We start from the raw sequence: 12,867 nt of genomic DNA, 5'->3' as shown, positions 1-12,867 counted from the left end.
ATCCCGCCGACCGGGCGGGACCATAGTTCTGGGGGGGGAACCGTGAGTACTGACACAAGGCCAGCGTGGGCAAGCGCCGCGGTCGCAACACTCGCTCTGGGTGTCTCTATCACCAGTCTGATTGTGGCATGGCAGGTGAAGGATGCCACGGACGAACTACGTGCCAAAGAAACTCGCGAAGCTCAGATCAAGCAGATCACCTATTCGATTGAGAACAGCGAAAAGGGTATTTACGTAACCAACCCGAGTTCGGCACCTATCCGAGACATCGTCGTTCGCCTCTCTTACGCACAGAACCAATATCGCTACGTCACTCTCAAGACGCTCGAAGCGTGTACGCGCTGGGAACTCACAGACGCCAATCTCAATGCCGCTGATCCTAAGCTTCCGCCACTTCCCGGCGGCGCGACCGGGTTTGTCAGCGGCAGCAACGATGCCGCCTTGGAAATTTCACTCACGGATGCCAGGGGGGTGGTATGGACCCTGTGGAAGCGGCCGTATCGCTCCGGTGGCTATTGGGAGACTAACTACAACACCGATCACCAAACAGGTTCGTTTGTGCAGAACAAGACGACGCTGTCTTCCAAGAGCTGGAAAACTCTCGAAGGCTGCTCCGTCTGAGACCGGTGACGCTTCGCTCCGGAAAGTGGTCAATTCGTGCCCTGAAGGAGCACAAGCAGTCCTCGTGAAGTGTCCGGTGTAGGCGAACCTTGCAGGCCAGGGGTAGGCCGACTGTAGGTCTACCCCTGTACCTGTAGCCATCCTGACCAGCGAAGACGCCGTGACTTATCCGGACGGAGGACGGACGGTGGAGCTGACCGCCCGCGACTACGACGTACTCAAGCTCACCCGAGACTTTTCCCAGGTGGCCTCAACCCACATAACAGAGCTGCTGTTTGCCGACGTATCGCACAGCGTCCCGGACAGAGTGCTTGGGCGGTTGGTGCGGCTCAGCTACCTCTCCCGGGTTGGTCGGAGAGCGACTAGCGCCAAGGGCGGCGCGGGGGCGTTCGTGTACCAGCTCGGCCGCGCTGGCAGTCTCCTCCTGGAGGTCGAGGGGCGCCTATCCCCCAACGTCAATAACCACGCCCTGATGATGGCCGACACCTACTTGGAACTGCGGCGAGCGGAGAAGGCGGGCATCTTGTCGATGCCGGCCTGGGAGGTAGAACGACGTGTTCCACCGAGCGTCCGGGCGGATCTGTTTGTGTCCCTGGACTTCCCGCAACAAGGGCGGAGTAGTGCGTACTTCCTTGAGATCGACCTGAGCACTGAACAACCGGCGCGCATCCGAGAGAAGGTCGCCGGGTATTGGCGGGCCGTCGAGGCTAGCACCGCTGACTACTTCCCGTACGTGGTCTTCGTGGTGCGGTACCAGGTGCGAAAGAACGAGCTGACGCGTATCTTCCGACAGCTCCCAGAGGAGCAACAGGACATGATGCGGGTGTTTTTGATCGGGGAGCTGATACCTGAATTGATGCAGCTCTAGGTGTTGTCGATAGTACGGCGGTAACAGAGGTCGGGAGGCTTGATCAACAGGGGTTGAAGGAGGATAATAAAGGCAGAGATAAACTGAGGAATCAGCCCATGGCACGACGACCGCGAAAACCACTACTTCCGAAACTACTTTGGGGACCACGAAAGCGGACGCTTCGCAGGGCTGCCCGAGTCGGTGTCGTACGCGTTCCAGTATCACCAATGATACGTAGCCAGACGATCGAAGACTTTGCCGTGGCTGCCGTTCTAGGAGTTTCACTGACCGTCATCATGCTTCGATGATTGATCCAACATTAAAACTATGTAGCACTTCAAGGAGACGTATCGTGGGCGAACCGACTTACCAAAATATCACCGCAACCGTGCGTCCGCCCCGGTGCGCCATATTTATCAACAAGAACAGTGAATATTGGCAGACGGCAGCCAACGTTGCTATCACCCAGGCATCTCAAGTATGGGGTGGCCGCAACTTCCTGATTGTGCCTACGGATGGAGAAAAGATCGAAGACAAGTTTTGGGAGTTGCTTGAAGCTTACAGCCCTGACTATCTCGCAGTTTGCGATCTAACGTTCACGGATTTCGAAGAAGCTAATCCGGATCGATATGCGGAGATCAAGCACCTTCACAAAAATGGCGAGCCAGCCAAAGAATGGAGTGATGCAGAGTTCGAAGATTGGTTTGCGGGTAGCGCTGCGCAGTCTCGGATTGATGAGCTCACTATCAGTGAAGCCTTGAGCAGTGAGCTCATCTATCGACTGAGCCCGTTTCACCACAGTGATGCGGTCGACCAGTATCTGACCAGTAAGTCCGGCTTCGGGTATCCCTTCACGAAGATCGCAAAGATTATCTCGGCGACAACCAGACACATTGGTCTCGTGAGGCTTCCCCCTATAATTAACGACTCGACGTTCAAGCTACTCATCCATTCTGAGACGGGAGTGGGGAGCAGAGAGTACATCGACGAGATCAGCGAAGCTGGGTTCACTACAAAGCGAGTGCCGGACACGTATAAACTGACGAACGTTTTGACCCACGTGCAAGGACCGCAACGACCATTTCTAAGCGAGCATGAAGAGCCTCATCTAGATGAAAGTTTTCTGCCAAATACTCCGTTCGGCCTGAGCATGCTGCACCTGGGCCAGTATTACAGGGCTGACAAGCACCGTTCAGATAAAGAACCAGTGGTGGTTGTGCTTGGCGACTCTGTAGAGGACTTTTGTTTCTACTACTCGCTGTCCCGCATGCATGAGGGCATTAAGTGGCTCCCGCAAGCCTGGTTGCGCTCTTCCACTAAGGCACGGAATGCAGCTAGGAAACGTAGTCAGCAGGGACAAGAAGTAGATCCATTTACGCTAGAGCAGCAAGGCGCTCGCGAGCTGGTCAGCGTCGTCTCCTCCCTGATTCGTTACGGGCACAGCACCAAACATGTTCAGTTGTGCAGCATGAGCCTTAGTCAGCGACAGCTCGTTGCCTATCGAAGCCAGATTGGAAGGCTGACATATTTTGAGCCGGCCAAGTTCGTTTCCAAGATTGAATGTGTGCCCATCGACTCCGTCTCTACTTCTTGCGTGCTTCGGGTTTACGAGACCGACAACTACGTCAACCATCGCAGTATGATCTTTGTCGATGGGAAGAGCGTCAGCCCCTTTGATACACCGAAGCCCAAGAGCTTTAGCTCGATCAGGCTTCCCGACCACTATTGGCTGACCTCTCTACAAATCGAGGGTTATCAGCCGCCGTCGCTACCAACGTTGGGGCCCAAGCTTGCCAATCTCCACAACTCGACCACTGAGTCTCGTGTGGCAAACGACGGCATCGCCTACCTCTGTCCGAACTCTATGATTTTTAGCAATGACCTTGACGCTATTTTGGTTCGGCCCAAAATCGAGATCCTGGACACGATGTCGCTCTTCGATACCTATTTTGAAGGTGTCGGCGTCAAGGTGCGATACTCAGACAAGGGGAATTATTTTAACGACACGCTCCGACGGTTTGGGGGTCTGGACGCTACCGGCAAGTTCATCAAGGCTGCCACCACCAGGTCGATCCTGGACAAGTTCATGTCGAAGAGGGTTGCCGAAGGCGGCAACATCATCTACTTGGAAAACGACCAGAGGGCTTACATAAATCTTGACTCCATTACGGCTAGCTTGGGAGATGAGAAGACTGCTGCCGATCTGGTAGACGACCTTGTAGGAAAGCAGGTACTTCATCGCGGCTACATCTTCCAGTGTGAACGATGCCGTCTGGTTTCATGGTACGGAATCGATGTGCTCACGACAGAGTTCACATGCAACCGCTGCTCGCTGAACCAACAGTTCACGCGAGGACACTGGAGGAGCCCGGTTGTACCCCACTGGTATTACAGGCTCGCGGAGACGATTTACCAGTTCTATCGAAATAACTCGCATCTGACTGCACAAGTCCTGTACAAGCTGAAGAGCGAGTCGAAGGTCGCTTTCCACTATGCCCCCGAGATTGATCTGGTCAACTTTCCTCGGAGAGGCAAGAATCGAGAAATGGACGTAGCCTGCATCGTTGATGGCGCGATCATATTTGGTGAGTGCAAGACTGATTCGTTGAAGGCCGAGGCTCTAGAAAAGTTTGAAGTTTTGGCCAAGATGCCCCTCAAGAATCCTGCCAGAGCCATCTTTGCAACAACGCAACCTGTCTCAGATGAGTTCAAAGAGCAGATGGGCAGACTGCCGAATGCAGAGCTGATGGTCCGCGGAGATTTGTACAATGACTAGCACCATTTTCACAGCATCTGCGGTTGCGTCCTGGTGGCGCCCATCAAGGCGCCTTCAGGTATACGGCTAGAACCAACTTAATCCAAACGGCTATGACCGGCCAAACCTCGATAGAGGGGCGTCTGCTGTCGAACTGGTGGCTGGTAAACATCCGCAGTCATGTGGCAGGTGCGGAGAGGTCACGCCGAAGTACGTCGGAGTAGATCATGTGAGGCATGTAATACCCGCTGGTCTCCGTGACTTCAGCGCCGTAGCCTGCTGGGATGAAGCCGAGAGATGTGGTCGCCATCCTCAACGTGCCCAAGGCTGAGCGGTTTGGACTCATCGCTGAGGGCCTTGGACTGCTCGCCGAACATGTTGGCACGCTTCGGGATGACCTCATTCATCTCCAAGAGGCTGGGCGCAGTCGAGGCGCGGCGGTGATCGATGGTCTCGCCAGCGAGGAGGCAGCCAAGATGCTAATCCTCCTCGACGTCGTGCGTATGGGCTGGTCGGACGCCGAGGCAGTGCGAGACCAGCTGCGGCAGTTCTACAGTCACCTTGCTCGTGGCATCTATGTACGCGTCATTGCGGGACGTCCGGCAGACCGTGCCGAGGTGCGGCGCTACACCGAGACTCTGCGTCGAAGCCTCTATCTCGACGGCCCCAATGATGTCGACTGGATCTTTCGGAACAACATTGAGGCTGACCGTGAAGAGCGGCTGTACGTCGACTACGTGACGAATGAGGGCGACAGCGCTTGGATCACCCCGGCTGCCGTCGATGACCAGTGGCTGTCTCACTGGCCGAGCATGGTGATTGACCTGGCTCTTGCTCTCCATCGCTTTGGCTGTACGACCAAAGAGGGCCTGGAGATCATCGCTAAGGAGTGGTCGGGCGTGGCTCTGACCGACGACACGCACTGGGGTGTGGTGGAGACGACCAACCAGAGCATTCTGGAGAAGCTCGAAGGTGCCGGTCTCTTCAGCGCTGACCTGACGCAGCGGGACCTACACCTGGCTCGCGAGCAGTGGACGTTCCCGCTCGGTGGCATCGATCTCGGCGCCATCAAGGTGACGAAGACGGAGCTTCTCGCTGAGCGGGAGCGTTGGGTTGCTGATCAGTGGTACTAGAGTCTGCCAGTCACTGATTGGCGCAAGCCCGCAGACCGGCTACTGCTGCACGACTGGTGGCGATGAAGCCTCAGGTCACCTTGCAGTCGTCGACCCTGCTGAACGAGCTGTACCACGCCGCGTCGGCGAGCCAACGCACGCGAAGACCCCGCCAGCAGGGCACGGGGTCTGTTTGTGTCTGCTCGACCTACCGTCTCCGCTGGCGCGCCGCTAGATCAGGCCGACCTAAACGAGCCCGCGGCAGACGATGTCGCATGGACTTACTGGCCACCTCGTGCATGGTTGTTCCTGTCGTGCTTCGAGACATGGCCGGCGCAGGGTTGAACGACGCGAACTACGCTGCAAGGTCGACGTTGACGACGTTGGGTATTTTGACAGCAGCGCTGACAGCTACGCCACCGAGCAATAGCAGTTGCCGACGTACTTTTAAGGACTCGTCTACCTCGGTTACGCGCTCGGCCAAGGTGATCTGCTTTTTCTTGCCAAGGAAGAGGTCCCGGGTTAGAGTCCCGGTACTCGCACCAGAGGTAGAGCCCGACCACCAGGTCGGGTTTTCCCTTTGTTGACAGCTATCTTGACAGCTACCGTTGCTGTCAATGAATTCCGCCAGCGATCTTTGCCTCTCGATTTGGGCTGGCGCAGGCTCGGACAGTAGGCGCTTCTCCACAAGTTGGATGGCTTCCTGTTGTCCTTCATCCTCGTCACCAAGCACGTAGATTTCTGTTGTGCTCATGCGTGAGTGTCCGAGGATGTGCTGAATGGTTCTCATAGGCACCCCGAGATAGCGCAGCAATGTTGCTTGAGTGCGGCGCATGTCATGAACGGTGATGACCCGCAAGTCGTTTCGCTTGCAGAACCGTTGAAACATCTTAAGGAAGTTCTTCGGGTCGATAGGCTCGCCGCTGGTTGTCGTAAAAACAAGCTCCGATGTAATCCCTCGCACTTTCTGTTCTTCGTAGTGTTCACGCAGGGCATCAAGCACAGGGGCTATGAGCGGTAAGTCGCGGCGACTCTTCTTTGTCTTGAGCGGCCCAATGTGCATCTTCTTTCCCGAACCGGTCAACTGCTGTTGTAGGTGGATGAGTTTCCGGGAAGCGTCGACGTCTTGCCAACGCAATCCCAGCAGCTCACCTTTTCGTGGTCCGAGCGTGGGCAGTATTAGATAGGCGGCGTAGAGGCGCTCTGCGCGGATAACCCTTATATACCGCTGAACTTCTTCGAGGCTCCACGGTATCGGTTCCTTCTTCTCTCCCGGGTCAGACGGAAGCTCGACGAGACGAGCCACATTGCGGGGGATCAGTTCTTCCCGCATTGCTCGCGTCAGAGCTGCGCTTAGCACCTTTCGTATGGTGCCTATGTAACTTACCTTTAAGCCAGCAGCACGTAAGTTAGTGAAGTACACCTGAGTGGCGGGTACTGAGAGCTTGTCAAGGTATCGGTCGCCAAGACCTGGCTTCAAGTAGAGGCGGACGATTGTCTCGCATTGGTCGTATGTGTTCGGTCGGCGATTTGGTCTGACGAATGCCTCAAGCCAGTAATCCAGGTAGTCCCCGAGTTTTCGGTTCTTGTCTGCTGTCAGAATGCCCTGGCTGACTTTGGTTTTAAGTTTTGTGAGTTCCTCGTGAGCCTCGGCGCGGGTCTTACCGTACGCATAGACCCGCTTGGTTCTTCCGCTCGTTGTGTGGACTTGAATGGAACCGACCCACCGTCTATCGCTTTTGCGTTGGTAGAGCGAGCCTTCGCCGCTTGCATTACGGCGAGCCATCAGGCTAATGACTCCTTCCAACCCTTCAAGACGTAGGCTTCAATCGATTGCAGTGGTATTAGCGTCCGCCGTCCAATCTTGACGGCTTCGAGCTGTCCCGACCTCAACAGGTCGTATAGCTTCCACTTGCTGATTCTGAGCTTCATGTACGCTTCGCGGACAGTCAGCAGGATGACGTTGTCTCCGCCAGAAGTTGGCTGCTTGATTACTTCATTCATAGGAATTCCCTCCTTGTCTCTATCTATTTAATCTCAATTGGTTGAAGTTGTTAACTATTTTGGCGGACTTCGACCGTGTGAAATCGACATCATGCGGAGGCTCCTTGGTTGCTACCACTTAACAACCGCGGGCCGTCATCGAGGAGCCCGACATCAAAGAGCGCTTGGCTGTCGAGGGCGAGCTTCCCAATCACGCTCGCGATCCGTTCACGTCGACGCTCGGTTTCTACGAGCCACACGACCTTCGGAAAGACGCCGCGCCACTGTTGCTCCATGCCGCTCCGCCAGTAATCGACGTACCGCTGCGACTTCTTCTGGATAGTGGGCAGCGTCTCGGTGGACAGGTCGACCTCGATGAACGCGCTGTACTCCATGGCCGCTCGACCTATCCGCACGTACGCGTCCGGCTTGATCTGGACGAGTTCGCCACCGGCACCGGTGAAGTGACGCCAGTTGGCAGGCTCCGCGTCGTAGGCCAGTAACTCCGTCGTACCTTCGCGGTGGCGCTCGACCAGTTGAACGTAGAGTTCAGCGACGGCGAGCATGTGGTCTTGGAAGTATGGTTTCGACTCCCACACCCGGCGACGTCTACCGCCAAGTGGCCCGTCCGTGTTGAGGACGGCTTGGCCAAGACCGCTCAGGCCGTAGATGTAGCCGGACGATCCCGCCCACACACCCCCAATGATCCGGGAGAACCGCACCACGACGCCGAGACCTTTAAGCCGGGTCATCATGAGCTGCGCGCGACGGGTGCGAGCACGAGGCGATCCATCCGTCACGGCCAGGCGGCGAATCTGGTTCAGGCTCAGGAGCCGCACACGGTCGAGAGACGCCAGCACCGCAAGGTCACGCGGACTGAGCCGAGCACGCAACCGCTCGCCCCGCGCCGTGGGAATGGAGAGTGGTCTCACCATAGGAACGCTCCTGGTGGTGAGAGTTTCTTTGGTGCCTCCTCTCCAGTAACAGAGGAGCACCGACCACCGCGTACGACACGATGCGAAGCACGGAGCGAAGAGCAGTTCATGCCGTCCTCCGTGGCTGCTGCCCGATCGGTCCGTCAGGTGATCGGTCCTTGCCTTGCCAGCGCTGACGAAGGGTCGCGTCGAGCTGGGCACCGTCGACCCCGTACCGCGCCGCGCTTTGGTGTCGTAGGTCGGTGGGATCATTGAGCGGCTGTGCGTCCGGCTGACGCGTACGGATAAGGAACGGTTTGCTTGGCTGGTGGTTCACCAGGACTTCGGCGTACGCCTCGTGCGCCCCGAGGAGCGCGAGGTCGTCCGCGACCAGGCCGCCACCGAGAACGCTCGCCAGCACGGAACCGTCCTCGCTGCTTGGACGGAAGACAACACGGTTGCGGGCGTTGGCGATGAGTCCGGCCCGCATCTTGGGCGACAGCTGCCCCATGTGCTGATGTGCCACAGTGAGCCCGACACCAAGGCCGCGCGCCTGGGCGAACATGTCGCCGAGGTCTACGGGGAGCCGCAGGTAATTCTGAACCTCGTCAATGACCACCATGGCCGGCTGCCGGTGGGTCGAGGGCATCAAGGCGCGACGCTGCATCGCTTGCCAGAGCTGCGTCACCAGCAGCGCCCCGATCATCTGGGATGTCTCGCTTCCGATGACTCCGGTGTTCAGGTTCACGAGGACGATGCGGGGACGGTAGAACAGCTCGTCCAACCCGAACCGCGGTGAGGCTTGGCCGAGAAGTCTTCGGATGGCGGTGCGACTGAGGAAGGCGCGCGTCTTGTTCAGGACGGGCGCAACAACCTGTTGCCGCTCCGCTTCCGACAAGCCGTCATACCAGGAGAAGAACGGAGCCAGCACAAGGGGATCGTTGACGGCTGCGAGCACGCGACGGCGGAACGCGGCGTTGGTCAGGATGACCGGTAGATCGGCGAGCGTGCTTTGGTCGCTGCGGGCTAGTGCCACCAGGGCGTGCATGAGGACATCGGCACTACGTGGCCCGAGACTCGTGCCGTACAGCTCGCGGAATAAGTGCAAGAGGTGGTCGGCGCGCTGCTCCGCGTTCTCGGTACTTCCGGCGAGCGGGTTGAACCCGACGACTTCGCCGGATGCTCCCGGCTCGATGATGACGACGTCCTCACGACGCTCCGCGGGCACGCCGGCCAACACCTCTTCTACGAGGTCGCCGCGTGGCTCTAGGACGAAGACACTTCGCCCCGCGTGCACGTCAGCACGAAGGAGCTGTGCCAGCAAGGTGGACTTGCCGCTTCCCGTTGGTCCGACGACGTGTAGGTGGTGAAGAGAACTCGCCGTCGGCAGCGTTACGAGTAGAGCGCGCTGACTTGGGTGCAGGCCGGCGCCGAGGACGCGGTCGTGCGGTTGGTGGTGCCGTTCTACCGGCGCGGTGATCTGCGGTGGTGCTGGATACTGGCGACCATGCGCCGTGCGCATTGAAGCCGCTCCGTCTACTGGCCACCCGATGACGGCGGCGAGTTCGGCAACATTGAGGACGGCCGACCAACCGGACAGGGCGACTTGGTCGAGCTGGTGAGCGTCACGAACCGTAGGTCGCTGCACGCGTAGTTCCGCGTGCTCAGCACCCGTCAGTTGGATCGCTTCACCCAGCATCCGCACGATGGCGTATGACTGGCGAGGATCAGGAGTACGGGCACCGATCCGGCCGCGTACGGCAAACAGCGGCTCGGCTGCCTTCTGCTTCCAGAGTCTCCGGTCGTCGCCCGTCTCCTTGGCGACGGCGACTAGGCCCAGGGCGCGGGCCACGTTGAACGGCTCCGGCTTCTGCTGGCGCGACTGCGCTGGTCCGATGACCCACTGAACAACGGCGGATTCGCCCTGTTGAAGGGCGTTCATGATTTCGAGCAGTCCAGCGGTAACGCTGGCTGCCATGTCTGTACGGAGCGGTTGCAGGGGGTTCGAGAGACCAACATCTGAGGCGAAGCGCGTCGCCGCACGGTCGGGATGATCCAGAGGGATCAGCGACAGTCCGGGGAGCTGCGCCCGTAGTTGGCTTGGCAGTTCGCCGCTGATCCGTTGGTCAACGCCGATCAGCCAACGCAGCTCACCGCCCGATGAACCGCGCGTCTCAAGGACGACGGCCGGCGTGCGCTTGATCCAGCCGAGAAGCGGTCGGTAGGCGAGTGGCTGAAGCCCCTTGATCACCTGCGCGACGCTCAGCTCGTGAGGGAAGTGCACCTCGAACCAGACGAGGCCGGTGTGATCCGGCGGCCCTCGGCGCTTGATAGTGGGGTTTTGTGCCATGGCATCCCTCCTTCCAGTTACACGGGTTCTTGGAAGTTGAGGGCATCAGGAAAAAGGCTGAACGCCTGGGTTCAGGGAATCTGCGCTGACGTGATTACTCAACTTTCCGTTTGGGAGCAATCTCGTCAGGCTCTAGCGGTCTGCTGTCGATCGGGGTGGTTGCTCTTACCTCTTACTATGCCTGGTCGGCATTGGGGTGAGCTGAGATAGGGCGGAAGGGACGGTGAGGTGGTGACTGAAATCAGAAGATCCACCGCATAGAGCAGTGGATCTTCAAGCAGAGGATCTACTCGGTTGGCGCTGGCAACACCAACTCCACGAGTGGTAACTCAGGTAGGCCACGGGCTTTAGAAAGTTCATCCTCTATTTCTCGACCTGTAGGTATAAATCCAAACCGTTCATAGAAACCAATGGCGTGGTGATTGTAAGCAACTACCTGAAGGTAAACGTCTGATTCGCCGCCGTGCCACTCAAGCGCCGCGAGGAGCAATGCCGCTCCGTACCCGTTTCCCTGTGCGTCAGGTGAGACATAGATCGGGCCCACACGGCGCTTACCGTTCACTAGAGATTTCGGATTAACAAACCCTACGACCTCGTCATCGACTTTAGCCACGAACACTTCGTGGCTCTCTCCGCTCGACTCGATGGCCTTTCGCCACCGCTCGGTCTTCCGCTCGATCAGCTCTCCGTTTAACCCATCGGTGCGGAACTGGACGTCCTCTAGAGTAATTCCGAGTTCTTCGTTGACGTAGGTTTTCTGCCAGGCCCTACGCGACACATCATTTATTGCAGCAGCGTCAACAGGCTCAGCTTTCTCAATCTTAAATCCAGGATGAAGATTCTCCATAGCTTTGCTCCAGAGGCTACCCCTGACAGACGAAACACTTAGCCCATTCGAGATCGAGTTCCTGAACGTTGCCGAAGGTTTCCCGGAGAGCGTCTCGGATCTCGCTTTCATCAACACTAATCGGCGTAGCAGTGTCGACGGAATCGTGAACCTTGGTAATGAGTACGAGTCGTCCGCTTGCGCTTAACAGGCTTCGCATCTTCTCCAGACACACACGCTTGTCTTGAAAGAACGCGTAGACCAGTTTGCACGTGATGAGAGAGTACGCTTCTTCCTCTAGGGCGACGCTCTCAAAGTCATCATGTATATAAGTTAGGCCACGACCTAAGTAGACCGTGGCAGTTTTGGCGCGTTCGATAGCTGACGATGACGGATCGATCCCCGTTGAGGTGTAGCCACGGTGGAACATTTCTCGCGTCAATCCACCCGTACCAGACCCGATGTCTAGATGTTGCTTTTCTTCATCGTCTGGAAGGAGAGCAAGGATGCGATCTAAGTCGATAGGGAACAACGGGCGGAAATCTTTACCCCCGTCATACGCCTTGCTCCAGTTTTCATCAATCTTTTTCATAATTCTTAGTTGCAGGTACTCACCCCTGCCACCTCCGATGGGAGGCGACAGGGGTGAGCTGGCGAGGCTTGATCAGCCTCAGCCGTTGGACGAGCAGCAGCCCGCCTCGCAGTGGACCTTGCCGACCCAGAGCGACTCGTCGACCGAGAAGCCGTGCGCCTTCAGGGCCGCGACCGTGCGGTCGAGGTTGCCCTTCTGGTACACGACGCCGGGGACGTCGCTCGGGTCGTGGTGGATGAACCCGCCCATCTTCTCGCAGAAGGCCGCGTAGGCCTTCGTGTAGAGGATGAACGTGTGCCAGCCGATGTCCACGAGGGGCGACGGGCTGTAGCCACCGTCCTTGTCCGTCGCGCTGAGCGCGAGGAACGCCAGGGTCTGGTCCATGATGCGCTCCGCGAGGGAGGGCTCCATGTTCTCGTCCTTGACGATCCGGCCGACGAGTCGGTCCCAGAGCTGGGTGTCGATGAGGTGCTTGTTGGTCAGCTCGTGACCAACGGGCGCCTCGGCGACGGAGGTGTTCACGGTCATTACCGCGATCCTTCCACTTGGAGTAGGCCAGCGAATGCTTGCCTGGTACATATTTATGACAGGTTTCTCTATTTCTGCAAAGATGTAGAATTTACAACAAGCAATATCTATGAATGAGCGTGTGATACGTGAGCCTATAAATTGAGAAACCCCCTCCTCAGAGGGGGTGTCCCACGGCTCACTGAAACTGCTATGCGCCAATGACCCTGGCGCTCCAGACGGTGGCGAACGTTTCCTCGTGCCTATCGCGCCGACGAGCGTTCGGTGCGCGCGCACTACACCGCCGTCGCCGAGGTCGGCATCGACATCGTCGCCTACAACAACCCGCACGACACC

11 protein-coding genes and 1 pseudogene are annotated in these 12,867 nt (G+C 57.8%); 5 read left to right on the top strand and 7 right to left on the bottom strand.

What is annotated here, in order from left to right; genetic code table 11:
• Positions 1–42: 42 nt before the first annotated feature.
• From ACWDR3_RS23125 to ACWDR3_RS23110, 4 genes are all read left to right on the top strand, one after another.
• Positions 43–621 carry a hypothetical protein gene (locus ACWDR3_RS23125; RefSeq protein WP_450354425.1) on the top strand — a complete coding sequence of 193 codons (579 nt, stop codon included), beginning with the start codon at positions 43–45 and terminating at the stop codon, positions 619–621.
• Positions 622–808: 187 nt separating this feature from the next.
• Positions 809–1,489: a replication-relaxation family protein gene (locus tag ACWDR3_RS23120; protein ID WP_450354424.1), complete on the top strand. Its 681-nt coding sequence runs from the start codon at positions 809–811 to the stop codon at positions 1,487–1,489.
• A gap of 334 nt (positions 1,490–1,823) precedes the next feature.
• Entirely contained in the window at positions 1,824–4,247 is a 2,424-nt protein-coding gene (locus ACWDR3_RS23115; RefSeq protein ID WP_450354423.1) for a hypothetical protein, read from the top strand.
• Positions 4,248–4,510: 263 nt separating this feature from the next.
• Positions 4,511–5,359: a hypothetical protein gene (locus tag ACWDR3_RS23110; protein WP_450354422.1), complete on the top strand. Its 849-nt coding sequence runs from the start codon at positions 4,511–4,513 to the stop codon at positions 5,357–5,359.
• A 334-nt stretch (positions 5,360–5,693) separates the two neighbouring features.
• On the opposite strand, the gene ACWDR3_RS23105 is transcribed toward ACWDR3_RS23110, so the two are convergent.
• The 7 genes from ACWDR3_RS23105 to ACWDR3_RS23075 form a co-directional block, all read right to left on the bottom strand.
• Positions 5,694–7,124, bottom strand: a complete 1,431-nt coding sequence (locus ACWDR3_RS23105; protein WP_450354421.1) for a tyrosine-type recombinase/integrase — start codon at positions 7,122–7,124, stop codon at positions 5,694–5,696.
• On the bottom strand, positions 7,124–7,342 hold the full coding sequence (locus ACWDR3_RS23100) for a helix-turn-helix domain-containing protein (protein WP_450354420.1): 219 nt from the start codon (positions 7,340–7,342) through the stop codon (positions 7,124–7,126). Before ACWDR3_RS23100 ends, ACWDR3_RS23105 begins: the two co-directional genes overlap by 1 nt.
• Before the next feature lie 89 nt (positions 7,343–7,431).
• Positions 7,432–8,256, bottom strand: a complete 825-nt coding sequence (locus tag ACWDR3_RS23095) for a replication-relaxation family protein (RefSeq protein WP_450354419.1) — start codon at positions 8,254–8,256, stop codon at positions 7,432–7,434.
• Positions 8,257–8,362: 106 nt separating this feature from the next.
• Positions 8,363–10,585 carry a type IV secretory system conjugative DNA transfer family protein gene (locus ACWDR3_RS23090; RefSeq protein ID WP_450354418.1) on the bottom strand — a complete coding sequence of 741 codons (2,223 nt, stop codon included), beginning with the start codon at positions 10,583–10,585 and terminating at the stop codon, positions 8,363–8,365.
• A gap of 286 nt (positions 10,586–10,871) precedes the next feature.
• On the bottom strand, positions 10,872–11,432 hold the full coding sequence (locus tag ACWDR3_RS23085; RefSeq protein ID WP_450354417.1) for an N-acetyltransferase family protein: 561 nt from the start codon (positions 11,430–11,432) through the stop codon (positions 10,872–10,874).
• A gap of 16 nt (positions 11,433–11,448) precedes the next feature.
• The gene (locus ACWDR3_RS23080) at positions 11,449–12,003 is read right to left on the bottom strand and encodes a class I SAM-dependent methyltransferase (protein ID WP_450354416.1); all 555 of its coding nucleotides are present in this window, start codon (positions 12,001–12,003) and stop codon (positions 11,449–11,451) included.
• A 78-nt stretch (positions 12,004–12,081) separates the two neighbouring features.
• Entirely contained in the window at positions 12,082–12,531 is a 450-nt protein-coding gene (locus ACWDR3_RS23075; RefSeq protein WP_450354415.1) for a glycine-rich domain-containing protein, read from the bottom strand.
• Positions 12,532–12,765: 234 nt separating this feature from the next.
• Here ACWDR3_RS23075 and ACWDR3_RS23070 point away from each other — a divergent pair.
• Positions 12,766–12,867, top strand: a pseudogene (locus tag ACWDR3_RS23070) (dihydrodipicolinate synthase family protein); the annotation flags it as partial.

It is taken from the genome of Streptomyces sp. NPDC001002, from assembly GCF_053599215.1.
The sequence above is the reverse complement of the archived record's forward strand: the minus strand, read 5'-3'. Positions and strand labels throughout refer to the sequence as shown.